Below are 25,990 nucleotides of genomic sequence, written 5' to 3' on the forward strand. Positions count from 1 at the left end.
ATTGAGCAAATGGAGGAAAGTAATCAAAAACCAATGACATTTTCTCCAAAGTAATTGTTCCAAAGCAGCGAGATTACGAACAATTTCAACATTTAAATTTAAGTAACCTAAAAGGGATTGTAGCATTTGAATTTAAGTAACTTAAAAGATTTCAATATCAGGAATTTAAGTTACTTTAATATTTTTATTCAATTGATTCTTTCGTATATATGAAGGTTTATGTTAATATATTTTTTTACAGGGAAATAGTAGAAAAAAAGGGAGTGCGTTTTTTAATGGTGCCATTAAATCTTATTGTAGGAACATTCTTGTATCGGGTTATCACAATAGTTGTAGCATTATTACTTTATCGGATAATATGGGAACGATATTTTAATAGATAAGATGATATGAAGACATTATACTTTCTTGATTAGTTGATGCGATTTAATTGAAAACACCTACTTATTTTTAATAATGATCGCTATGGTGTACTTTTTCACCTAGCGATTTTTTGTTTTTAATTATAATCATTTAGATTTAGAAAGAGATCATCATCAAAAAATTCCGAAAGAGTGATTCCAAATCCATTTGCTAATTTTACAAGTGTAATAATCGTTGGATACTTAGATCTTCCAGACATAATCTCTGCTACTGTCGATTGTTTTACATTGGATCGTCTAATCAATTCGTTTATTGTCCAACCTTTTTCTTTGCATAGAAGACGGACTCTTGTGGTTATCGCCTCATTAATCCCCACTATAGTGACTCCTTCCAACATTAAATTTTTTATGACTTTTAAATATTATGATCATTTGAAAATTGATCCTAAAATCCTATGTATGTAAATTTTAAATTTATAATTTTGTTTTAGTTAAGGGTGTCTCAACAACATCATATTAGCATCTGTCCTGCGTTCTAACAATGTTTCTCCTTGGAAATAAAATAGGTAACTTAAAATAAAATATTGTGTTTTAATTTAAGTAACTTAAAATAATTTCATCATTTGAATTTAAGTAACTTAAAAGGGTGTTCTCAAGGAGAACACCCTTTTTCGGCTAATCTTTCATACGAGAAGTAAACGCTTGTCCTCCAATACCTGGAGGGAGTTTTCGGCGTTTTTCTGTTGCTGGTTTGGCAGTTGTAGCTTCTATAGCAGGCTGCTGAGTGCTTTGTTTAGGGGCTGGAGCAGCAGTAACATCTTCATTTTTTGTGGCATTTAAGAAGTAAATAGCAGCAAATTTGAGGAAACCAGCTTGGCTACCATATTGCTTCATGGCTTCTAGGATATCTGCATGCTTTTTTTCATTAAAAGTGACTTCGACCCGTACTCTATCACTCAATGTTTATCACTCCGATCTTAAGCCGTTACCATCGATTTTGCGTATTTGTAAAATCCTAGGGCATTGGCAATTTCTGCATCTTTAACAAACTGTGCGTATGGGTATTGGCTTTTAACTTCCTCTTGGTTAATTAGATTTGACGTTCCACCAGTTAAAAGCATTGTATCGTTCCGTAGTGTAGCTTTTAGAGTCGTGCTAATTATATTAAGTACATCCCTCGTGTATTTGGTAATGGCTTTATTAACATAGGGTGTAATATTAAAGGATTCATTTTTATTTGGTTTAAAGAAATATCCTTCTAATGGATCTGAATTGCGAAGGATCATCTCGACTTCATAAGAGGTCAGACCCTTGATTCCTGAGTCAGTAACCAGGTTAACAATTCGATCATAGAGTTCGTATGCTCCGCTTGGTTTTTGAGTCCGTGGATTGCTTAGATTCATGTTTTTTAATGTATCAATCAGCATTGTACCACCGCCGATATCTACGACGACGACTTGCTCTTCTAAAAGGCTCGCCTTTTCTTCAACGATAAACCCATCAATGTCTAGCACTTCATTATAAGCCGTTCCGACTGGCTGTGGATTGACAATAACTTCTTTGACACGAACATTTAAACTGATGTCGTCAACTTTGATATTATGATCACCCAACAAAGTTTCCGTAAGAGCCTTTACTGCATCTTCGGTAAAATCGTCTGTTGGTACTCCAGTCGTTACGGTCACTTCTAGTATGCCTGTTCTTGCTTCTTCATAGTCAATAGCTAGCTCAGCTATCGACATGTCCGCTAGCACCTTAAATTCGCGGCGGGAATAGCGATCCTCAAAGCCAATCGTACTAATAAACTTTTCTTCTGCATGAACTAAATGCAGATCCGTTCCCCAGGCATAGGCGAATTCAGCATCTTTGCTAGATACGTATTTTTTTATATGTAGCTTGTCTTTAGTATGGAGCGCTGTGCGCTGATCTCCTAGATCGTCATAGTCCAGATAGTGAGAGGGTAGTATTTTAGCTCCCAAACGTTCTACTAGAGTTTTAGATTCACCCTTCTTTTTTTTACTAGATGCGACACGTTGCTGTTCTAAAGTCTTTTCAGAGATTAGTTTCACTTGCTTATTTCCTAGATCTAACGAGAAAATAGTCATTTTTTTCTCCCTCTCTTTATTACCGGTATTTTTACGGTACAGTTACCGCTCTACCTGCTATGTTACCGGTAATATAGCGGTATGTCAATAGAACACATCGAAAAAAGTACCGGTAATATACCGGCACTTTTTAAATCTTAAATAGTTTATACCCGGTAATATACCGGTATATTATAAATGAAAAAAAAGGCGCATTTCGTTGAAAATGCGCCTTTTGCTCATTTATATGAATCAAAAATGCTTGCAAAAATGATAGAATAGTGGCAAAATCATGATAGAAACAGAACGTATCTACATCTACTAACTTATAAATTAACTATCGGTTTTACATATAAAACAAAAAAAAATAAAGCACCACCACTTTTTTATAAAAGATTTCCGTTTGGCGACCGACTTCTTTTATAAAATCACAGGAGATTGTGCTTTACTTTTTTAAAGCTCTATTTGAGGTTCAATAATAACTTAACCTTTTTGTTAGGTCTATTATACCCTAATTGCGAAAAAAAAGTAAAGTATAAACTCTTATTTTCCTATTGCCTTTTTTATAGGCAGGTGGTGCGGAAATAGGAGTTTTCTTATGTCTACAGTGCAATCTAAGGTGCCGCAAGGCCATATATTACGTCGTTTTTTCAGATCGCAAATTCAAGAGGTTCCCAGCAAGCACAAACAAGCAGGTGCTGGCAGGGGATATGATTTTGGTTGGATTTATACCAGCCAAGATTGCCATACATATAATGCATGCCGGTCATATGATACATTGGCATCGCAATCTGAGAGTAACACGTACTACACCCCAAATACATTTTACCGCAACGATCGGCGCGCTCAGGAAACCCTTCGCTGGCTAAATGCTGTTGTTTTGGACGTTGATACCAAAAACGGCCAAAATGAAGGGCTAATCTTGCCTGATCTTTTAGATCGCATTGGTGCAGCTGGTTTGCCGCAACCTTCCCTTATTGTCCGGACACCTTCAGGTGGATTTCATGTGCACTTTATTTTAGATCAACCTCGTAAGGCTTACTCTAATGCTGTACGCCATTATCAGTTGCTTCAGCGTACTATGGCCGAAGCAATTGGTGCTGATCTTCAAGCAATCGGTGCTGAACGATTTTTCCGGATTCCCACAGACAATAACATTATCTTTCAAACGGATTCTACTGTTTCATTTGACGCTTTAAATGACTGGTACTGGATTAACCACGTAGATAGCCGTACAAGCTATTCTAGGGCTTCTGGACACGCTGATTTAAGTGGCAGAGGGATACTAAAGCATCCAGCCTTCCAGGCATTGCTTCAAGGAGTACAGGTAGGTGCCAGAGATAGGGCAGCTTATACTTTGGCACTGGCTTTTAAGGTGGAAGGGTATTCAGACGAAGAAGCTGCTTCAAAATTACATGCTTGGAATGAACTCTTGGATAGTCCTTTGCCATCTTGGCAAATAGATAAAAAAATAAAAAGTGCATACCGTGAAGGGGCGAAAAAAGGCCCGAAAGCATCCTTCGTCACCGAGCTATCTGGAATCCCATTTAAATATGGGTCTATTTGGGAGCCAGCAAAACCAAGAGAAGAACGAAAAAACAGCCATTTTGACGAATGGGAAAATGACATAATCCAATCTCTAAAGGTGTTGCCTGGAAATGAAATAATAGATTCACAACGAAAATTAGCCGCTTATTGGGGCATGTCTTTGTCGTCTTTTCAGCATGTAATTCGCAGTTTAATGGAATCGGAACGTATCACCGTAGAAGTTACCGGTAAAGGACGGGCAGCGAAGACGATCATTCGTCTTGTTTCGGGAGCCTTGGAGGAAGCTGCTGAACGTACTAAAAACAACATAGCCCCTGCTACTATAACAAACAGTTTGAAAACAGAAAGTTTAAATGTACCAGACTCCAATACACTTATTCTAGATACGGTGGTGGGTGGGTCCGGCCTGTTGGTTTGCCGTTTCATGTATGTGCACTTTTGGCTGCCTGGGTCTGATCCTCCTTGATCGGATGTGCCTTGTTTTTTCCGTGCTTGTTGTCTGCCTCTTATGGTCTAGTTTTTGTTCCCTCTAGTTCTTCTGTTGCATACGGGTGCTATTTTATGTCTGTTTTTCTGGGAGCTTGTATCCAATTTATGGTCATTTTTTACATTTTACTGGAAGTTTATTGCCCTGCTTTGATATACTAAAGGTGTAACTAAGCCGATACAAAAGCTATTAACTATAGCATTAATTAAGCTGTCGACTCTATACTATCTTAGTTACTAGTGATAATTGACGATATGCCTTACTGCTACTGGGGAGCGGAATCCATCCACCACCCGAAAGCAATTCCTGACCCCACCTACACAACGTCCGTAGTTGGGGTCAGGAATCACGGGTGGTGGATGGATTCTAAGTTAGTATGGTGAGTGAATGTGATTTAAGAATTTAAAGATTTAAGAGTTAAAGAGGTAGAGGAGGTAGTAAGGGAGGGGGGGATGAGTGATAAGGAAGAGATAGAAGATGAAGAGATAAAAGAGAAAAGATGAAAGAGAAGGAGTTATAGGTGAGGTTGTGAGTTAGTGTGGAGGTGGGAGTTAAGTTAGTGCGGAGTATTGATGTGAATGTGAGGTTAGAGTTACTTTAGAGCGGATCGTGGAGAACATTTTTGCGGGGTACTATATTGTTTGTGGTGAGTGCTACGTATAGAAATAACAGCGAGGTAGTAGCGAATTTACTGCAGATTGTGACAGGTCGTCACAGGTCCTGGATATATATTTTCTGTTCGTAAACGTGACTTTTTAGGTCTTTGATGAACAGCGATAATTGGTGATTAGTTATAGCCTTAGTTACGTTTTTAGTTACACTATTGGATCTACAGCTCATAGGTAGATGAAATGGCTGTATGAGTCATGGTTTTAAGTGAGAGCTAGTTGCTGAGTGTTCCCATTAAAGTAGGTCGCCATGTATTGTTGATTTGGGAGACAGATACCTAATAATGTTCACTTACAAACTTCGACTAACAAGGCTGGAAAATGATGGTTAACTTATGACTTTAGTTACGCTATTAGTTACTGCCTAGAAACGTTTAGGGTTGCTAAGCAAAATTTGGTATAGTTAGAAGGAGAGTGATTTAGACAACGAACGGGGGGCGCTTTTTTGTTAAGTAAATATACGGACTTTAAGGAGAAGGATTTAGAGATTCTACGCTTCATTTTGAAGCATGGAATTGTCACATCAAAGCAAATCCAAACCCACATTCAAGAGGATGGTATCCATAATGTGTACCGCAGACTGAGGAAGCTGGAGAAAGCAGGAATGGTGTGGAAGAAAAAGCTTGCACTTACGTTAAACGTTTATTTTCCCAAACGTGATGCTAGGGATTTCTTAGACTACCCTGTTACAGTTGCAAATGATACAACGTTGTATACAGCGCAGCATGATTTGATCATTAATGATTTAATTTTGCATTTGAAAGCGCAACTGAAAAATCAAAAATTCGACTATAAAACCGAACGGGAATATCGCTTTGAGTTGCTAGAAGATCGAGGTAAAGCGGAAATGCTTAAAAAGTGGAATGAGATCCGCGAAACTTTGCCCGACTTTGTCATTCTGTTAGCGAATCACACGATAGCCGTTGAAGCCGAACTGAATACAAAAACGGTATCCAGGCTGCAAAAAAAGATTGATTTGTATGCACGAGAGATCCGTGAGGGGAAATATACGGATGTTTGGTATTTTGTTCCTAACGGTACGGTGGGTAACGCTATCGAACGTGCGAAGGTTCTAGTGGCAAAAGAGTGGGCAAATAAAGCCCGTTCTGCAGAAACCGAAGCTGGCGTGAATGTATTTAAGCAAATCGGCGTGAAATCCCTACCGGAAGAGGTAAGGGGCTGAACATGTGCAGCGAAGTGCTGACGACGATCAACTACTACAAGGCAGAGGAAACGATGAGGAAGCCAGGACGGTAGGACAGATAGCAATTGCTGTGATCGGGCTAGTGGCTGCGTGTTTTACTTTATTTGCTCTTATAGCAGCGGCGCTAATTTATGTGGGAGTCGTGTTTGGGATCAAAAGGAAATGGATCTTGTACACACTCCTGCCAGTGGCTGTACTTGGTTTACTTATCATCCATGGTACGAATGAATGGATGGCTTTACTGGGATTTATGTCCTGGCTTGAGATCCCGTTCGTTACCCCACTAGCAGAAGAATACTTGAATCAGAACAAACCGTTTCCCATTAATGCTTACAGCTATTTAGGGACGTTGTCCTTAGGGATCCTGATAGCCAATGCAGCGCATCCATTTATCGAATACTACCGAAGTAAAATCATCAAGTCGAAGCATGATGGACTTAGGAAGCGAAAAAAAGAACGTGAATACCAAAAATTCCGACTAAACAGAGAGAAATACTTAAATAAAAAACAGCTACAATTTCGGAAATCCAACTCAGCAGAAAATTTTATTGGATACGACGAGTTTCAGGAGCGAGTGGCATTGAAAGCGCATGAGCCAAACCAGCATATATTGGCCGTTGCCACAACTGGCGGTGGTAAAACCGTTCTGATCGGAACGAACGTGGAAAATGCATTACGCCAAAACAAGCCTATTATCTTCATGGATGGTAAGGGCGAACTGAAATCCATGCTGGAATTTAAAGAAATGTGTGAGAAACATGGGCGCAAAGTCCACATGTTTACAGACATAGACGAACTTTCATTTAACTTTCTGCGGCATGGATCTCCAACGCAGCTGCGGGATAAGGTCATGAACTTATTTGAATGGTCCGAACCTTTCTATAAAACAAACTGTTCCAGATTTCTGCAGCTGGTTTTTCGGATGCTTCGAGATTTTAACCAGCCTATAGAACTTGAGACGGTATACCAATTTACAGCAAAATCTACAGTTGCACGGTTCCTCACTGAACAGACAGAACGAGCAAAAGTGATGGTTGAGGTTAGCAAACCAATAAAACCAGCTAAGCTTGTTATAGATCAAGAACTTCCTCCAGAAAATCCCCTAGAACCAGCACAAATAGAGGAACCGGAAGTAAAACCACAACCATCCACTGAAATGAATAGTGAAGAAACTACGAAACTGCAGGATGATGAAACATTACCAGCAGATCCGGATTTTGATTCTCTTGCTTCCCTTTTTGGGATCCAAGATGCATTAGAACCGAATGAGCCTAAAGCTATGCTTGAACCTGAGGAATTACCCGAGCAGCCTCCAAAGGAAGACGCTGAGAATGCTCCAGTCATTGATTTACTAGACGAACCTACTCCAGCAGAACCAGAAGAAGAAACAGCTTCAGTGAGAGCAAGCGAGCTATTTGAAGGGCTTGAAGATGATGATGCCGAGGATTCAAGTGAGTCCGAGGTTCAGTATCAGATAGAGTGGAACGAGGATTTGAGAAGAAAAATCGATTATTATCGGGATCGCTTTTTTGGATTAGAAGAAGAGGACGACGATAATGAATCTTCCGGAATCAATTTTACTACACTCACGAGTTTACGTAATCAGCTGGGCGAACTCATTGAATCGGATCTAGGACACTTATTTGTAGAAAGAGAGAACGGCATAGATCTCAAAACGATTACAGATAACAACGAAGTTGCGATATTCTCCATTTCAGGTAACAAGTATAAGGACTATATCAAGACACTTGGCCGTGTCGTCATTATGGAAGTGAACACCTTGGTAGATTACCGCCAAAAAGAAGGCAAGAAATCTATCATGTCCGTTTACGACGAATTTTCAGCTTATGTCAGCCACGAAGTGGTGGATGTTATCAATAAGAGTAGATCAGCTGGTTTTGAGTGCCTGTTGTCTGTACAAGGGTTGTCAGATATTGATGCCGTTGATCCTGTCCTTACAAGGCAGATCATCAATAACTGTAATACGTACATGATAGGCCGGGTTAACGATCCGGCAGATGCAGAAGTACTTGCAGCTGCATGCGGTACTTATGAAGATGCAGATATCACCAGTCAGGTCGAAAAGAATGTTTGGAAAAAGCGGTTTGAATCTGAAATGGGAACGGTACGAATGGTACAGCGCTACCGGGCACATCCGGATGATATTCGCGGACTTGGAACCGGAGAAGTTTTCTTGTGCCGGAAGACCATCGATCAGGAAGGAGCACCTTATGTAGCCCGTGTCTATGTTCGTAATGCACTAGATCTTACCGGAATCGGTGCTTAAATACAGGAGGTGTAACTATGGCGAAAAGTTTAGCCAAGCGGAAAGCTGAGGCTGATGCGCCGCGGCAAGAAAAAGTGTCTGCTATGGAGCAGAGTAAACGGTTTTTTCGGGTCTTACAGAAACCGAAGGTAGAAGAACGCAAAGCCTATCGCCCACGTGGATATCGTACAAGGAAGTTTGGAACGATTGTTTTTTGGATCATGTTTAGCTTTGTGTTTCTGGTATTTTTCTTCTCCACGCTGAATCCGTCAAAGCAAGAGGAAGTGAGCGCAGGAGCTGTGGAACAAACTCCAACACTAAACCCGGCCACAACGACTACAGCTGTTCAATACGCCGAGAATTTTGCCAAGGAGTATTTTACTTGGAAGCCAGGAAGCGAAGCACTGGCCAAGCGTCAAAAGCGTCTCGCGCCATATCTGGCTGAAGGTATTGATCCACACGCTGGCTTAGAGCCCACTTCACTAAAAACCACTTCGGTTTTGTTATCCTCGGAAATTGCCAATATCGAAGAAAAGGGTGATAACAAGGCTTACGTTACCCTTAAGGTGTATCAGAAGATTGGTATTCCGAAGGAAGTTGTGACTACAGACGAAAAGACGAAAAAGGAAACGACAACCACAAAATATGAATCTAAAGAAGTTAGCAAATTTTTTGTTGTACCGGTGGCCTATGCTCAGAATTATGGAATCTATGATCTGCCGAAATACACCTACATTAATCCGCAGACCACCGTTGTTGCAACAAACCAGACAACTGGCCTTCAGGACGTAGTAGAATCTGAAGTAAAGCAAAATATCCGGAATTTTTTAGATACCTTTTTTGGTTCTTATGCTGCAGATCCTGCCGACAAGTTAGCATATCTGCTTGAAGACGAAGATCATCCAAGCGGCTTAAATAAGCGCATGAATTTTGTGAACGTTAAAAATTCGCAAGTTTATCAGAGCGAAACTTTGGAAACTTATATTGTCTTTGCCACTGTAGTACTGGAAGATCCCGTTTCAGAGGACCGCTTTGTAACCAATTATAGACTCGATATTAAACAAAAAGATGGACGCTACGTTGTAAGTAAAATAGACCAACAATAGGAGGAATCAACATGAATATTGGTTTTGATGGGTTGCTAGACTGGGCATCAGAGCAAGGAGCGAATTTGATCCTGGTTGCTGCTATTTTCTTCGCCATTGTCCTTGCCTTTAAACGTCAGTTTATCGGTGCTATTGGTACATTTTTAGTGCTGCTGGTGGCATACGCGATTGTAGCAAAACCAGAAGTTCTAGGAAATATTTCGGAGTGGGCTACGAAAATGGTCGGCATAACTTAAGGGGGCATTCTTTATGCAGCAGCGGAAAGATATGTTTGTTCTCAATGAGTTTTTGAAGTTTGAACGCAAGCTGTATCAGTTTGCTGGCTTTAAAGTCGGCCGTCCTCTCAAATTAAAATCTATCGGTTACTTTTTTGGTATCGCCGCCATTATGGTTGTTTGGTATTACATTCCTGTACTGAATATACCTCTGAAAATAATTCCGAGTTCTCTTTTAATTGCTGCACCGTTCATGCTTACGTATCTCCTCATCGACGTGGGAACAGAGAACCGATCACCTATCAAGTTTGCAAGAAGTATGTTTCTGTATCACATGCGTAAATCAAAACGTGTCACGTACTTTAAAGGCATGGAGCTTGACCGTCCAAAATCATACGGTTTTGGCGGTCAACTTTCTACTAGAGAATATCGGCTGAGAAAAAAGAAGAAACGCACCAATTATCAATTCAAAGGATACATGACCATGCGAGATTAGAGGAAGGAAGGTGAGCTGATGAAGGTATTTACCGAATTCCCAACCAAACATATTGAAGGAAACCTAGCCTTTGGGCGGGATGGAAGTGTATGGGCTTATTATCAGGTCGAAGGTTATGGGTATGACTTCAGAGATTATGTTCAGAAGATACACCCTTACAATAATCAGCTATCTTATTATGTCGAAAATATGAGTGATCTCCACTTTCTTATGATCCCGTCCCTTACGGATGTAAACGGGATTTTAGATGAAACGATAGAGGACATTAAGCGAAAGGATTATCCTCTAAAGGAGAATGGTATTGATTATTTTGAGAGACTAAAACAGACACTCAGTAATCAACGTGCTTCCCGGGAAACGAACGAATATCATACCTATATTGGGGTACAACTTGATCCCAAGAAAAATGAGTTTAGGAAGGTTGGTAATACTGGATTAGCACTTGTTGCTGGACTATCGGATTTCATCAATGGTTTTAAATCACCCGTGTACCGTGCAATGGGACTCGAACCTAACGATATATTGAAAGTAGATATTGAGCAGTACAAACATCAGGCTGAAGGACTGCGAGAAACGCTTAGTCAATCGATGTCTTCACTAGTACGGATGCTGAGTAAGGAAGAAACTCTTTTTCTGATTGAACAGAACTTTAGCGTTACGCCTAACGATACGAAGCTGCGGAAGGGATACGAAACCAGTATAGACGTCTTTGGTGTTGATGGAGAGCGCAAGGAGCATGAAGCTCGCCGCGGGCGGGCGCAATCGTTCTATGAGCTGCAAAATGCAGAAATTGAAGAATACGATCAAAAGACGCTCAAGCTTTATAAAATGGTCGACGAGGAAATTAAGGAAAGTTACGTCCAGTACCTGGTTGCCGATAAAATGACTCCACATAGTCTGCATCCAGGGTCTGAATGGATGTTCCATATCCAAAATCGTCTTCGATTCCCGGTTGCTGTGTCTGTCAAAGCGGGCCTGCTTCGGAACGATCAGATCATTAAAAATCTTAGTAACGTAAGGCTCTCCTATGAAGATCAGCGGCAAGAAGCTCAAAAGGGAGATAGCAGCATCGATCTCAACACCGAGAAAGCGGAGAGCGGCGCTATCCAGATGGAAAGCAGGTTTACGGATACTGGCTATCCGGCATATGGATGTAGTTTTGTTTTCCGCGTATCTGCGAAAGACAAAGATCAGCTGCGTGTCAGGGTAGATGAACTAAAGCGAGAAATGCAAGCTTTTGGTATCCATTTGCTGAGTCCATATGGAGAAATGATTGCATACTTTATGGAATTCATTCCGACAAGTCCGCGAATCAATAGTGACTATATTCAGTATGTGGAACCTACGAAACTGGCCGGGATGATGTTTGGTGCTACAACGAATATCGGTGACAATCGCGGTTTTTATATCGGGCAGACGCTCAAGCTTAACCGTCCTGTGTTCATTCAGCCGGACCTAGCGGCAAAAGCATATGAAGGTGTAAATAACGTGGTCGATTCCCTAGCTATGATGATCGCAGGAATGACCGGGAAAGGGAAATCATTTTGGGCAAATCTCTACACCTATCTATGTGTACTTACGGGTTCGCGCGCACTGATTATCGATCCAAAGGGGGACCGGAAAGGGTGGGCAGAGGGCTTACCGTTTATTCCGCCAGAATTTATTTCGGTTTGGACACTCGGAGCAGATAAGCGGGACGCAGGGTGCCTTGATCCGTTTCGTACAAGCGTATCTATTCAAGAAGCGAAGGATATTTCTTTAGACATTCTTTCATTCTTGTGTGATCTCAATTTGGGAGATCCGGGATTTACGCGACTAAGTGAAGCCGTAGAACATGAGGGAGATCAGCATGATCCGTGTCTTGGAGGGGTGCTACATTACTTCAAAGGACAACTTGACATAGCGGATATGAGTGAACGCAACCGTGAAGCCGTTCAGGGGATTGTAGAAACACTCGAGACATTGAAGCGCACTCAGATTGCTGGGTTACTCTTTGGTGAAAAGGGCCAAGATTACCGGGTCCTGGAGGTCACCAAACCACTGCAAGTGTTAATGGTGCAGAACTTGAAGTTACCGCGCGGTAACAAAGCGCCGCGACCTATTGAGAAGATTTCCGAAGCTATTTTGATTTCGATTACTTCCTTTACGAAGCAATACATGCTGGAACAAGATCGATCGATTCATAAAGTTATTATGCAGGATGAGTCCAAGACGATTGAAAATTCGTCGGAGGGAAAAAATCAAATGGATTTCATCGTTCGTATGGGCCGTCACTATAATACGACTTTGGTTAAAGGGACACAAAACGCGACGGACTATGACGAGGATGTATCTAATATGGGTATGAAGTTTTGCTTTGCTCTAAAAAAAATTGAAGAAGCAGAAGAAATGCTGAGATATTTTGGGCTACCTGTTACACCATCCAACCTAGAATACCTTAATAGTCTGGACCGAGGTACGGCGCTATTCCAAGATATTTATGGCCGGACAGCGGCAGTCCGGATTCATCCCGTTTACAAAGAGATTGAGGAAGCTTTCGATAGCTCAACCGCGACCCAAGAAGACCGGGAGTATGAGCGTGAACGCCAAGAGAAAATACGAATGGGGGTATGAGCATGCAAACAAAACGGATTACCTTTTATGCGAGCTTCTTAAGCCTAATATTGTTTTTATTTCTAATCGGATGCTCTAAGCAAGGGAGTACGGAAGCATCTGCTGATGTGAAATCAGCGGATGCTTTGGCTCTAACCTATATTCAAGCTAGTGTTGAGTTTGATGATGATTTATTTAAGACCATTTTATTACCCGATCAGCCTAGATACAAAATTTTGAAAGATGGAGAGCACACAAATCCTGGGGCTTTTGAGAAACTTGGAGAGAAATATTCGATCTTTCGTTACAGTGAGGAACCGAACGAAGATGGCGAAATTTTTTATAAGGTAAGATATTTTTTAGATAATCACCAAAAGTATTTTTCTGATCTACTAAGTATGAGTAAAGTGGATGATGAGTGGAAGATCCGAGAAATCGATGAAGAGGAAATGCTAAGAAATGCGAATCCAGACGAAGCGATCATTGTGCACAAAGACGGTAGCGGGGAGTGATCGGAATGAAACGCTGGCTTCGATATGGCCTGCTTGTTTTTATCTTTTTTGTGAGCTGTACACTGCCAATAGCAAACGCAGCCGATCCGGATAAAATTTTTAGCAACAATATTTCGTCAAATCTGTTTAATACTGACCACGAAGTAATCAGCGATGGATCTCCAGCCTATTACCAAATTGATGTTACTTCAAAAACAGAAGACGGAGATGAAGAAGAGAACGTTTTTTCCCAAGCATTTTCAACGGTTGGCAGCTGGATATCAGGGGATGCAGTTAAGGATTCAATCATGGCACAGTTTTATGAAGCCATGAACTTTATGGTCAATATCTTATTTAAAATGAACTTATACATGACCAATGCCATGTTAACCGTTCTTGATTATGCATTTGATTTTGATGTAGTAAATACGCTGATTGAGCGTATTGAAGGAGTCATGCAAAGTTTAACAGGCATTTCCTCGATGAGTTTTAGTAGTTTGGGACTGTATGGAAAGTTAATTGGAATCATTGGAATTTCTATTGGCTTACTATTCGCTTATCAGTATTTATTCAGAAACGCACAAATTGAAGCCGTTGGAAACTTGGTGAAGACATTTCTAATCTTGGTAGTTACGCTGTTGTTCTTTAGTAACTATGCTACGGTGCTAAAGGGAGCTAACTCTCTAACGACCGAAGCTTCGGCCATTATCATGGGAGCTGGTTCGGGTCTTAGTGAAGACGGTACAACAAGTGGAAGGCAAAGCATGGGAAACAATATGTGGGATCTATTTGTACATCGTCCCTATTTATATATGCAATATGGCACAGATAAGGAAAGTGAGGTAGGAGTAAGCCGGGTTGATGAGTTATTGAGCACACCACCAGGACAGGTGCGGCAGGAATATGTAGAAAAGGTGGAAGTTAAAAAATTAGGAAATGGAATGATGACTTACGTACAAGTACCAGAGCGCTTAGTTTTTACTGGACTGTATACCGTAGTTAACGGAATTACTTCCCTGCCGATATTCGCTCTAGCGCTACTTATCATTGTTCTGCAGTTTTGGTTTTTGGCCGTGGCCGCACTTGCACCATTTTATTTACTCATTGCAGCATTCCCGGCGGGTGGCGGTGTATTCCGTAGGTATATGGAAGAACTTGCCTTGCCACTTATTCTTAAACTGGGTGTATCGTTTATAGCGCTAATCGTATTCACCATGTCTGAGATCGTATATCAGGAAGGGAACACCGATAGCATCGGATACATTGCCGTTGCCATCATCGAGTTTGTTATCCTGGTGCTTATCTTTTTAATTCGTAATCGCTTAATTAGAATATTATTTGCTGGCAACCAGGTTGCACGTCAACTAGCGATAGAAGCATCACAGCTCGATCGCCGGATGAATGGGGCTAGATATAAGGCAACTCGTGGAGCTGCTCAAGTAGCAGGAATGATGGCGGGTGGCCCAGCGGGGGGAGCTGCGGCTGTAGCGGCCGTAGATAGTATGGAAAATGGTAGAGATCATAGCTCCGCGGCGGCACTAGAAAATGAACGCCTGGACGCTACAGATAAAAATGCTGCTTCCAGTACGCTTACAGATAACAGTTTTGAGGATATTCCTCCGCTACAATCAGAAAGTTTAGGAGATCCACCACCACTAGGAGCTAGTGGAAGCGGGATGAGCGCCAGTATGCTAGCAGGAGTAATGGCTGGGTCTACTGGAGATGCGAGAGCAGAAGTAGCTGCCACAAGCTCCATGAGAGATAGGGATACAGGTACTGCACCGCAAACAGTATCTCTAAACGATACGAAAGGAAAAACTAGCGCTACGGGAGACTTAGCGAGCTCGCGTAGCACAACGAGCGGACAATTTCCTGAGAACGTTACACCGTTATACGGAAATTTAGGTGTATCAGGGAATACAGATTATGAGGACGCTACTACTAGACCTAATCATTATTTCACGGGTGATGGTAGTTTGAGGAATCAATCGGAGTCCTTAACCGGCGGACAAGGATCTTCAGATCGTCAAGACTATTCAGGTTATGATGCTTCCTTGTTTTCATCTATGCCGATGGAGGATCAAGCTATAGACTCGCGGCCACCTCATAGCACAGTTAACAGCGGACAAGCACCACAGACCGTACCTCTTAGTGTCATTCCTAACAAAGAACATCTACATTCAGAACAAAGCCAAGGGAGTAATCAAAGAAGACAGCAGCAGGAGAATTTCCGAACATCCAGGGGTATAGAGTCACTTGGAAGTGGATTTCAAAATCGCCAAACAGGACACCTAGAGCATCCCACACCTATACGATCAGGGCAGCAGGAAAACCGTGTACAAAGTATACCGCTACATTCTTCAGGTACTCAGCAGGAGAGATTCCGAACCCGAACATCTAAGAGGGTAGAATCACTTGGAAGCAGGGGAGTAGATCGTCAAGCTGAAAACCATGAGGAGTCCACACCTATACGTTCTGGAAAACAGGAGAACCGTGTACAGAGTATACCGCTAGATCCTCGTAATAGAGGGAGCGATGAGACATGAAGGAACGAGTAATGAAATGGCTTGGGACGATGATTGCTTTAGGTATGATTGCCTTACTTATTGGGTCAATCATTGAAGGAAATCGGATTGAAAAAGAACAGGCTGCTGAAGAGAAGCAGCAGCCTGTCACCGAGGAGAAGCAATCTGTTCGCAAGTATTCCCCAAATGAGGAAGCGGAGAAGTATGCGGAAGAGGTGACTGCTCCAACAGAAGAAACGCAGACGGAGATCCAAAAGGTTATTCCGGAGTTTCTGAAGGTGTACGTACCGTTCAGCATTGAAAACCCAGATGAGTTTTTGAAAAAGTCTCTACCTTATGTAACTGATAACTTGTATAAGGCATTAGAGCAGGAGCAGCGCCGGGGAACGCTAACGATCGTTCAAACCAAGGTACTTAATGTAGAGCTGGAACCACAGAAAGAGGGACTGGAGGAACAGTGGTGGAATGCAGATATTGAGGTAGAGCATACCGATCAGGATGGCCAAACGAGTACAAGTACGTTAGCTTATATCATTAAGGTCAACATGATTGATGGTAAATGGAAGATTGATGATTTAGCTGTACGTTCAAGGGCGTGGAATTCATGAAGAAATTCACTATATTTGGCGGTTTGGCCGTAATACCGATACTTCTTATTGGATCCTTATTTGCAATTATGTTAATGGTCATGATGTTCAGCAGCTCCGATTCTGAAGGTAATTATGGGGGCGGTGGATGGGGGAGCGGAATTATATCTTCTTTGGGTGAATCTGAGATCCCAGCGGAGTATATTCCAATCTATCAGGCGGCCGCAGAAAAATATGGAGTTCCTTGGAACCTCTTGGCGGCAGTACACCGAATTGAAACTAGGTTCTCTACGTTAGACCCTATGATTTCGTTCGCTGGGGCAGAGGGTCCGATGCAGTTCATGCCTTGTACTTTTATCGGCTGGGGGCATAGCTCTTGTAGTGGTTCAGGGGCTGGGAACTTCAGTGATGAGGAAAAAAACAGTTTGGACTTAATCTCTAAGTATGGTGGATATGGCGTAGATGCAAACGGTGATGGAAAAGCGGATATGTGGGATTTAGAAGATGCGGTCTTTTCCGCAGCAAATTACTTGGGAAAGAGCGGAGCGGCTTCTGGTAACATTGAAAAAGCACTATATCAATACAATCACAGCCAGGAATATGTATCAGAAGTAATGAAATACGCTACGCTTTACGTGACAGAAGGATACGATGCTATTATTATCCCAGAACCGGGTAAGGCTGGGTTTAGTCGTCCGGTCAACGGTCAAGTTACATCCGGATTTGGCCCACGTACCCATCCCGTTACGGGCGAAGTAGGAAAACCACATGAAGGCTTAGACTTTGCTTGTTCCTATGGACAACCGATACCTGCATCTAAAGCTGGAAAGGTGATTATGGCTGGCTGGCAAAATGCAAGTAATCCAAGTGAAGGTTACGGTCAGTATGTACGTGTCGATCATGGGGGCGGCTATGTTACTATCTATGCGCATCTGTCTTCCATTAAAGCTCGTGCTGGTGATCAAGTATCTGCAGGAACTGTGCTTGGTGGATGTGGGTCAACCGGCAGTAGCACCGGGAACCATCTACATTTTGAAATCATTATCAACGGTGTAAAGGTAAATCCTTTACCGTTTGTAGGGGGATAAGAAACGCTCTAAAAGAAAATATCATTGTCGCAATATTATTATGCAAATTGTTGGGTATGAACTTGGTATTCCACTGAGCTCATGCCTTTTAATTTTAATTTAATGCTGTGTAGTAACAATTTTCAATTACCACGTTGCTTTGGATGATCCCTTGTTTCTTTAGCGAGCCTGTATACAAAAGAAAGTAGGCAAGGAGGAATTTGGTGAATAATCAATTACAATATATTGAATATGAGTTATGATTAACTAGATATTGAGGTTTGTGAATACATGATGAATGTAATGATATACGTAGTTCAGGCTATTAAAACATTCTAATTTGGAGGTAAGTATGACGTCGGACGAATATGTGCTTAAGATTGTAAATAAATATCATATCCAATCTGCAATTGATTCTTATACACAGAATAATCTGATAGATCCGCTAAAACAATTTATTTCACAATGGGCAGGTGAATGTCTTACCGATATTCACCTATCAGGGTCAAGAGCTAAAGGTACAGCTATAAATATGTCCTCAGACCTTGATTTATTTATTTCGTTGAAATCGTCAACAAATAATACTTTAAAGGAAATATATGATTCACTATTTTTTTATATTGATAGTGCTGGATATAAAGCCCGAAAACAAAATGTTTCTATTGGTGTAAATATTTACGGAAAGCAGATCGATCTAGTTCCTGCAAAGAAAAGATCTGGTAACACTAATGATCACAGTCTTTTTCTTAGTAAACGAGAGACATGGATTCAAACTAATGTAATTGAACATATTAATATGGTGAAAAATTCTGGTAGGGCTACTGAGATAGTTTTGCTAAAAATTTGGCGTAAACTACATAAACTAGATTTCCCCTCTATTTATTTGGAATTGACCGTTATTGAGGCGTTAAAGGGCATAAGCAAAGACACTCCCGCAAACAACTTTTTATTACTATTGGACTATCTGCGGGATGAATTTATTGATAAGAGAGTCGTTGACCCTGCGAATTCAAACAATATTATTTCTGATGATTTATATAGGTACGAGAAAGAAGCTATTCAGAAAAAAGCAAGAGATAGCCGTTCTCAAAAATACTGGGAAAAAATTATATGGTAGGTGTGATATGGCTAATAAAGTGAATATGAGAGAACTTTTTATTGAAATGCAGCAAGAAATGATTGCTAAACTAAACTTACTACGTAAGCAAGTTACACATGCCCCAACTAAAGGAGCTGCGGTTGAATTAAGTTGGATTGAGTTTCTAAGTACTTATTTACCTAATCGTTACTGCGTAGACACAGCCTTTATTGTAGATAATGCTGGTACACGCAGTGATCAGATTGATCTGGTCATTTACGACCAACAATACTCTCCTTTTGTTTTTTGTCATTCTGGTGTTAAGTACATACCAGCTGAAAGCGTCTATGCAATCTTTGAAGTAAAACAAACACTAAATAAGCAGCACATAGTATATGCGGCTGAAAAGGCAGAATCAGTTCGCGCTCTTAAGCGTACGTCCGTGTCTATCATTCATGCTGGTGGAATTTATCCACCAAGACCAGTTTTCGACATCGTTGCTGGTCTAATTACTACATCCTCTGAGTGGACTCCTCCATTTGGAAAGCCATTTCAGGAAGTGACTGAGGAGTTAACGCCTTGGCAACAGCTCAACATCGGATGTGCGTTGGATAGCGGTTCATTTCTCCTGAAATCAGATGGTACATTTGATATTAGCTCTAAGGAAGAGTCTTTGATTTTCTTTTTTATAAAATTATTTATTCAATTACAAAATCTAGGTACCGTTCCTGCAATGGATATTGATTTATATAGTCAGGTGCTAGACTCTATTTAACGGATCAATATGTTCATAAGAATGTTAGTTAATCAGAGTAGGCATTGACATCCGATAAGAAAGTATCTACGCTGTGGTCCGTGCGGCCATTGGGCTGCAAGAGAGATGATTTCAGCAGACAACCCTGCGAAGCTAAGTCCTACGGACTCAGTCGCTGGCGCTCTTTTAAGCCTCTCGGGTTCGTACAAACACGTTAACCGAAACCAATGCATTGTAGGTCAATGCAACTACAGAAAACTATATGAGCTTGAAATGTACTAGGAATAATTAATATCACTAAAAAAAGGGGAGTGAGAATCAATGTACACAGGTTATTGGATTGAAGATAATTATATTTATGGCCCTATTCAATCGGGAAAATTTTGGATAGAAGGCGGGTATATATACGGACCCAAGAATTCGGGACGTTATTGGATTCAAAATAATTACATCTATGGACCAAGTGATTCGGGAAGGTATTGGATTGAAAATAATTATATTTATGGGCCAACAAAAGAAATGCCTTGGTTAAAGGGTTGAATATAAATTCACTGTATATATCATAGAGTTTTTAAAGATTTATATGGAACTTAAGATTGTGAGTAAGTCAAAGATGGATTGGCATCGGTTAACAACGCATTCATACTGTGGGCATGGTTGAAGAAGATAGGTAGCAAAAGCAAAGAAGTAGCTCACCAACAACATTCATATTCCTAAGATAAGAGCTATCTAAGGAATATGAACGTCATGAATCCACAAAACGTTATCGGAAATTGGCACGAATTATATAAAGAATCGTTTTTTAGTGATGTTGTTTATATATATGTATATAAAATGAGGTTGAAGAATGAATGAATATTGATAGAAAATCAATAAGTAGACTTAGGGTATCGATCCAGAAGAATTCTCAAGACATAAAAGAAGTTAAAGAGAAAATTAAAGTGAAACAAGCAAGGCCATCTATTAAGAGAGGAAATTCAGAAATTACTATCAGAAAAGCAGTAATTAATCCTGACTTTACTAATAAAACTGTTTTGACTGACTCAACATGGCAATATGTCGAGTTATTTTTGAAGCAAAAAAAAGATACTGAAGCATTGAATTACTGGCATCAAGCAGAAAATTTTTTCAAAGCAACTCAGACATTGGATATGTTATCGAAACCATTGACATCATATTATTGCTTTCTGAATGCAACAAAAGCATTATTGACATTTCGAAAGGTAAATTATGATCTGCAACATGGTGTATCTGGAGAGCGGGTTAATGGTAGAATCAATATTCAAAATGAGCAAATAACGATTTACCCAAGAGGTGTATTGTCAGGCCTTTGCAATTATTTGAAGGAAACAATTCAGGGGCCAAAGGAAATTTATACATTGAAGGATATTCTATATAATTTAGAGTATATTCATAGAGCTTATAATAAGATGTATCCTGCTCAACCAGAATTATATATTCCAGTTGATGATGTTAGATTTGTACACAATAGAGAACAAAAAGAAGGTTGGCTAGAAATAACACTTGAGTCTCAATATTCTTCACAATCGGCTTTATCAAAATTAGAAGGGTATAGTATAGATAAGTATTATAATAATAGTAATTTTTATGTTCTTCGTAGAAATAAAAAATTCGATTGGGATGCTCCAAGAAATGCTCCAACAGCAAAAAGTATCGAAAGCTTTAAGAAATATTACTTAAACAATAGGAGAAAACTTCGATATATATTTAGTCCTAATAAGTTATGGTATCTAAAAAAGAATAAGCTAACCAATGGAATAATCAATAAGAGTACTCTAACATTAACTCTTGCTGCAATGCATAGATTAAGCGAAATGTCTCGCTACGACCCTAATACACTTGAAAAGCATCTTTCTAATAATTCCGGATGGTTAATATCGGAGTTTATTACCAAGTCTTCATTTCAATTTATTGATATGATTTCTTCTGAAATTACAGGTGATGATTTTAGAGTAACAGGTTTTAGAACTTAAAATGATTTGTGTCTCTAGAAGGCGCCAACATCATTCTGATCATATAACTGTTCGCTATTTACACCGGTTAAGCCTACAGGAAAGTCATCCTGTAGGCTTTTATCAGTTTTTTTGATGCCATTTTATTTCAAAACTGATGTACAAAAAAATATATCTAGTCTATGGTAATAGCCGGTCTCTTCGGTAACATCAAGTAAAAACAGCTTTGAAGAATACATCTCGCAATTGGGCAAACCGTCTCAAGTAATTCTCGGTTCTCTAAAGTCTATAAAGGTACACCATTATAGACACTTAATAGAATAGTATTTTAGCGTCTATAAATCGTGAATTTTAAACCTTTATAAACGTCTATAAACTAATTTATCTTTATATACTAATGCAGTATACTAAGACCAACAAGAAATATAGATTGGTGGTCGGATACAATGGGAATTAATTTTGGGTACACTCGTGTGTCAACTAAAGAACAACACCTAGACAGACAATATGAAGCGTTAAAGCCATATGTAACGAATGATAAATACATATATAGTGATAAGGCTTCAGGTAAGGATATGGATCGTGAAGGCTTTCAAAATATGCTGAAGGCTATGCGTAAAGGCGATACACTCTTTATTAAATCCATTGATCGTTTAGGAAGAAACAAGGAACAGATCAAACAATATCTACAATACTTTAAGGATGAAGGTATCCGTGTAAAGATTATTGATTTACCGACGACTATGCAGGACGTTCCGGAAGGCCAAGAATGGGTTATCGATATGATAAACAATATTATCATCGAGGTTTATACATCCATTGCACAGCAGGAACGTGAGACTCTTCTACAACGTCAAGCTGAAGGTATTGCGGTTGCTAAAGCTAAAGGTAAACATCTGGGAAGACCTAAGTTAGAATTACCTGAAGAGTGGGGTAAACTGTATAAGCAGTGGAAGTCAGGGAAGATTACAGCCGTAGCATTTATGGATATGATCGATATGAAGAAGCCGACCTTTTATAAAAAGGTGAAGGAGTACGAAGCTACTTTGTAAATAAGCAGCCGATCAACAATAGGGGAAGTACATTCTAAGTATTCCAGCTTAAGGTTGGTTTTCTTCAATATATAAACTAAAACTGGTCTCTCACGTCCGTTTAAAACGATTTTTATTTTCGTTCATGGATAACTGGTCACAAAAATGCTTCTAAATCGGTCCGAGTTTTACTATATAAAAATATCGTCATTTTGGATCCTTCAAAAGGTTATAAGTATTACCTTCTTTTCCTGAGCATTTTATATATTAGATAAATGATTATTACAACAAGTAATACCTGTGATCCCATTATTAGATAAGGGATCGTCACTGTCTCTAAATCATGCATTTAATACACCCTTTCCATATTTTTAAAAGTTGATAAAAGTTGAATAAAACCTACCTTCCCTAATCATTATAGAAACACTTAATTAAGGACTAATTCTTAATTTTATCTTCAATTTATTTATATGATAATCCTATCACGTATACCATGTTTCCCCAAGTCTTGGTTAGAATAAGGGTGAAGATATCTAGAATATTTCACGACTTCCGTTTTGTAAGGGGGTTGAATTTCACTATGACACTGACTGGTAATCAATTTCGTTGGATAGGAATTGTTTGCACGTATATGAATTCAGGAATATCACAACTACATATAGACTTTAAAACAAGGTTGTTTCTGAATTATTGGTCGCACCTTTTTTATGTCCTTTGGTTGTAGCCTGGGCTTGTTTCTACTGGATGGTTTTCCCATTAAGCTAACGGGCAGGATAGTTGATTAAACAGACATCTCACAAGGGGTTTTATGGTACTTGGTGAATATAAACATATGCTATTTAAAAAAGCGTTTTAGGAGGATATTATGAATGAAAACTACACGAAGATAATATTAACTGGAATACTGTTAAGTTTGTTGATCATTGCCTTTAAACCTAACCAAAAGGTTGAACCAACAATTATTCCACCATCCAATGTAACTGTAAGCAGTAATAACGAATTCATCCAAATTTCCTCAAACATTATTGGTGTGAAAGATGACGGAACGCATTCTGGCATTCGTGGACAACTACTGGTGTTTGAATACAACAATACATCTAAGTTATTTGAGTTTAAAGGATCACTTAATTATGAAGAGTACATCAATCATCCAGAAAAATACGGGATAGATGTTAGAAAGTAAATAGTAATTTAGTATCTATACTCCGAGTTCTTCATTGAACTAACGAGAAAACTAGAATTAAATAATTCGATCATGTGAGGGACTAATAATGCTAAGAGAATGCCTGTCACTAGGGCTTTCTTTTAGCATTAACATGTATATTCCCTGACATAGAGAGGTTGTGAAGAAATGTTTAAACGAAAATGTAATAATCGCACTATATTGCATTTTTTGGTTTCAATTATTGTGGCTGCCCTAATATTGGTAGGATGTCAGTCTGAAAGCAGTGATGTTAATACTGGAGAAAAAATAAACGAAGAGTGTGTAGTTCAATTAGAAGGAGACAATATCAAAGAAATAAATTATCTTTTTTATAATGAAGCTGTGGATTTAAAACATATTACTCTTTCATTTCATCAAAACTATACAGAAAAAAAATTTGGTAAGCTTGAGCTTCTTCAGGACAACAATATAGTCAGTGATAACGTTGTCTTACGCGATACGGTAATTAATAATAATGGGCAATTTACTATTTCTCTACCGGAGTATGTAGAAAGATTCAATCAAGTTCGTTTTTTTGATGAAATGGGGAGTGTTATTTTCACTTTAAGGGTTGGTCAGTACATACTAGAAGATATTAATATACCGAATAATATACCCGAAGAAAACAGATGGGCGTTAGATGGTTATGAGACATTGGAAAAAGCAAACGAATATGAGATTAAGATAAAATTCACTCAAGAGAAATCTACTGACGCTTACGAGTATAAATTAATGGTTCCAAAAGAGCTAGCCAAGCAAAAGATACTAGAGGAAAGTATTGAAGTTGAAGAAAAAGGCAATCCACTTAGCTTTACCTATAATAGTAGGATAGATATTCCATATTTTAAAAAGAATGATTATGTGAATATCGCATATGAGCTTCTTATTATTCAGCAAGATGAATCAAAAGAGAAGTCTTCAACGATGTCTATTATTTACATCCCTTTAGTGGAATCTATATAATGAATAGCATATTACTACCCAAGAAAAAATGAACGTTTTTAGATACCTAATCCTTCACGAACTTTGGTATCAATACTGCCAAGGTTCTTTTACTGTAGTTGGGACTAGTAGATATAAAACTATCTCGTCATCTTTTCTATACAGAAGTTTACGTGTTAGTTATGAGTATTATTAAACTAACGAAAAAACGTTAGTTCAATAACAGCATGGAGCAGTGTACCGCTGGGCGAGCTGCTCCACTTTTTTGTAAGCTAATGGGGTTATAGTTAAAATCATTGGTAATTAATGTGTATTTAGGCTTAGAATTGATTGTGAGACTATACATTGATATCTTCATAAGTGTACAAATATATGCGGTTTATCGTACAGAGGCGAATTGATTTGATCCTGAAAAGGTGATGATTGATTCGTTTTTGTTTTATGGGGAAAAACAGACCATATCAGTTTGTTAAGGTGAAAGATTTATGCTTTTCAAGAAGGATCCTATTATTGGGTATGTATTATAGGTGACAATGTATTCTCTACCTTCTTCTAAAAGTGTGGTAATAATTTCTGGAGATTTTATTTTTAAATCATTCATACGATCCCCTCTTGATACAATTAGCGAATCCTCGTTTACTGACTTAAGAGTGACAGAAGCTATTGAATGTACTTGATTTAATATTATGTAGCAGGTCAGCAATATTAAAATAGATAATAAAGTAATGCTGAATTTCTTTGTTTTACTTTGTGTAGTTTTTTGCATGCTATCCTCCAGTGAATACCCGATGTGTTTGTTAGTATATCAAAATCTAGAATGAGTAAGAAGGTTAAAATTGGATAGTTTTATAAAATAAGTGGTCAGATTTATTTGGCTACTTTTTTATTTGGATCGAAGTCCCTATCTAAGAATGAGGTTAAAGTGGTGGTTCACATGGTCAAAATAGGACTTTGTTCCGGCAACGGTTTGTCATACCTCGACATTCCAAGTGTTATTCTTTCATTTATTAGAGATCTTTAATAGAGGCCGGGTCGCACTCCGTATGGGATGTAGGATTAGGTCCAGCACAAAAATTCTGTAATTTTAATACACATGAGATAGTGAAAGAGATTCAACTAACGAAAAAACGTTAGTTTAAAACAGTATGGAGCAGTTTGCCGGTTGGCAGCTGCTCCATTTTCCGTTAAGTTAACGAGGCAGGATAGCCCCAATATATGGTATTGTAATGGATGTTGTCCAATGAGGAGGATATCCATGGAGAAGTTATATGAAAGCTTAAATCAATTTAGTGAAAAGGACCTGCGAATGT

22 protein-coding genes are annotated in these 25,990 nt (G+C 39.3%); 18 read left to right on the top strand and 4 right to left on the bottom strand.

Annotation, left to right across the window (positions count from 1 at the left end; all coding sequences use genetic code 11):
- Nucleotides 1–499 precede the first annotated feature (499 nt).
- The 3 genes from H9647_RS24575 to H9647_RS24585 all read right to left on the bottom strand — a co-directional run bounded on the left by H9647_RS24575 (nt 500) and on the right by H9647_RS24585 (nt 2,467).
- Nucleotides 500–739 (bottom strand): helix-turn-helix domain-containing protein, encoded by a 240-nt coding sequence (locus H9647_RS24575; protein WP_191804971.1) that lies wholly within the window; start codon nt 737–739, stop codon nt 500–502.
- Nucleotides 740–1,037: 298 nt separating this feature from the next.
- On the bottom strand, nt 1,038–1,322 hold the full coding sequence (locus H9647_RS24580; protein ID WP_191804974.1) for a hypothetical protein: 285 nt from the start codon (nt 1,320–1,322) through the stop codon (nt 1,038–1,040).
- 17 nt (nt 1,323–1,339) lie between these two features.
- Nucleotides 1,340–2,467 (bottom strand): ParM/StbA family protein, encoded by a 1,128-nt coding sequence (locus tag H9647_RS24585; RefSeq protein ID WP_191804976.1) that lies wholly within the window; start codon nt 2,465–2,467, stop codon nt 1,340–1,342.
- Nucleotides 2,468–3,224: 757 nt separating this feature from the next.
- Between H9647_RS24585 and H9647_RS24590 the strand changes: the two genes are divergently transcribed.
- From H9647_RS24590 to H9647_RS24675, 18 genes are all read left to right on the top strand, one after another.
- Nucleotides 3,225–4,460 carry a primase C-terminal domain-containing protein gene (locus tag H9647_RS24590; protein ID WP_225229566.1) on the top strand — a complete coding sequence of 412 codons (1,236 nt, stop codon included), beginning with the start codon at nt 3,225–3,227 and terminating at the stop codon, nt 4,458–4,460.
- A 1,134-nt stretch (nt 4,461–5,594) separates the two neighbouring features.
- Nucleotides 5,595–6,332, top strand: a complete 738-nt coding sequence (locus tag H9647_RS24595; protein WP_191804980.1) for a replication-relaxation family protein — start codon at nt 5,595–5,597, stop codon at nt 6,330–6,332.
- Nucleotides 6,333–6,336: 4 nt separating this feature from the next.
- The gene (locus tag H9647_RS24600; protein WP_191804982.1) at nt 6,337–8,640 is read left to right on the top strand and encodes a TraM recognition domain-containing protein; all 2,304 of its coding nucleotides are present in this window, start codon (nt 6,337–6,339) and stop codon (nt 8,638–8,640) included.
- A 17-nt stretch (nt 8,641–8,657) separates the two neighbouring features.
- A complete protein-coding gene (locus tag H9647_RS24605) occupies nt 8,658–9,725 on the top strand; it encodes a conjugal transfer protein (protein ID WP_191804984.1) in 1,068 nt (355 codons plus the stop codon).
- A gap of 11 nt (nt 9,726–9,736) precedes the next feature.
- Nucleotides 9,737–9,961, top strand: coding sequence for a hypothetical protein (locus H9647_RS24610; RefSeq protein WP_191804986.1), 225 nt, complete (start codon nt 9,737–9,739; stop codon nt 9,959–9,961).
- 13 nt (nt 9,962–9,974) lie between these two features.
- Nucleotides 9,975–10,436: a TcpE family conjugal transfer membrane protein gene (locus tag H9647_RS24615; RefSeq protein WP_191804988.1), complete on the top strand. Its 462-nt coding sequence runs from the start codon at nt 9,975–9,977 to the stop codon at nt 10,434–10,436.
- A gap of 18 nt (nt 10,437–10,454) precedes the next feature.
- Nucleotides 10,455–13,049, top strand: a complete 2,595-nt coding sequence (locus tag H9647_RS24620) for an ATP-binding protein (RefSeq protein WP_191804990.1) — start codon at nt 10,455–10,457, stop codon at nt 13,047–13,049.
- Nucleotides 13,050–13,051: 2 nt separating this feature from the next.
- Nucleotides 13,052–13,540 carry a hypothetical protein gene (locus tag H9647_RS24625; RefSeq protein ID WP_191804991.1) on the top strand — a complete coding sequence of 163 codons (489 nt, stop codon included), beginning with the start codon at nt 13,052–13,054 and terminating at the stop codon, nt 13,538–13,540.
- A 5-nt stretch (nt 13,541–13,545) separates the two neighbouring features.
- On the top strand, nt 13,546–16,065 hold the full coding sequence (locus tag H9647_RS24630) for a CD3337/EF1877 family mobilome membrane protein (protein WP_191804992.1): 2,520 nt from the start codon (nt 13,546–13,548) through the stop codon (nt 16,063–16,065).
- On the top strand, nt 16,062–16,652 hold the full coding sequence (locus H9647_RS24635; RefSeq protein ID WP_191804994.1) for a hypothetical protein: 591 nt from the start codon (nt 16,062–16,064) through the stop codon (nt 16,650–16,652). The genes H9647_RS24630 and H9647_RS24635 overlap by 4 nt, the downstream gene beginning before the upstream one ends.
- Entirely contained in the window at nt 16,649–17,719 is a 1,071-nt protein-coding gene (locus tag H9647_RS24640) for a peptidoglycan DD-metalloendopeptidase family protein (RefSeq protein ID WP_191804995.1), read from the top strand. Before H9647_RS24635 ends, H9647_RS24640 begins: the two co-directional genes overlap by 4 nt.
- A 331-nt stretch (nt 17,720–18,050) precedes the next feature.
- The gene (locus tag H9647_RS24645) at nt 18,051–18,815 is read left to right on the top strand and encodes a nucleotidyltransferase domain-containing protein (protein WP_191804997.1); all 765 of its coding nucleotides are present in this window, start codon (nt 18,051–18,053) and stop codon (nt 18,813–18,815) included.
- Between the two features lie 7 nt (nt 18,816–18,822).
- Nucleotides 18,823–19,551 carry a DUF6602 domain-containing protein gene (locus H9647_RS24650; protein ID WP_191804998.1) on the top strand — a complete coding sequence of 243 codons (729 nt, stop codon included), beginning with the start codon at nt 18,823–18,825 and terminating at the stop codon, nt 19,549–19,551.
- A 300-nt stretch (nt 19,552–19,851) separates the two neighbouring features.
- Nucleotides 19,852–20,070 (top strand): hypothetical protein, encoded by a 219-nt coding sequence (locus H9647_RS24655; protein WP_191804999.1) that lies wholly within the window; start codon nt 19,852–19,854, stop codon nt 20,068–20,070.
- A 311-nt stretch (nt 20,071–20,381) separates the two neighbouring features.
- Nucleotides 20,382–21,524, top strand: a complete 1,143-nt coding sequence (locus H9647_RS24660) for a YaaC family protein (protein ID WP_191805001.1) — start codon at nt 20,382–20,384, stop codon at nt 21,522–21,524.
- Nucleotides 21,525–21,949: 425 nt separating this feature from the next.
- On the top strand, nt 21,950–22,555 hold the full coding sequence (locus H9647_RS24665) for a recombinase family protein (protein WP_191805003.1): 606 nt from the start codon (nt 21,950–21,952) through the stop codon (nt 22,553–22,555).
- A gap of 844 nt (nt 22,556–23,399) precedes the next feature.
- A complete protein-coding gene (locus H9647_RS24670) occupies nt 23,400–23,717 on the top strand; it encodes a hypothetical protein (protein WP_191805005.1) in 318 nt (105 codons plus the stop codon).
- Between the two features lie 168 nt (nt 23,718–23,885).
- The gene (locus H9647_RS24675) at nt 23,886–24,701 is read left to right on the top strand and encodes a hypothetical protein (protein ID WP_191805007.1); all 816 of its coding nucleotides are present in this window, start codon (nt 23,886–23,888) and stop codon (nt 24,699–24,701) included.
- A gap of 448 nt (nt 24,702–25,149) precedes the next feature.
- Here H9647_RS24675 and H9647_RS24680 read toward each other — a convergent pair whose 3' ends face one another.
- Entirely contained in the window at nt 25,150–25,446 is a 297-nt protein-coding gene (locus H9647_RS24680) for a hypothetical protein (protein WP_191805009.1), read from the bottom strand.
- Nucleotides 25,447–25,990: the final 544 nt, after the last annotated feature.

It is taken from the genome of Paenibacillus gallinarum, assembly GCF_014836635.1.
GTDB classification, from domain to species: domain Bacteria; phylum Bacillota; class Bacilli; order Paenibacillales; family Paenibacillaceae; genus Paenibacillus; species Paenibacillus gallinarum.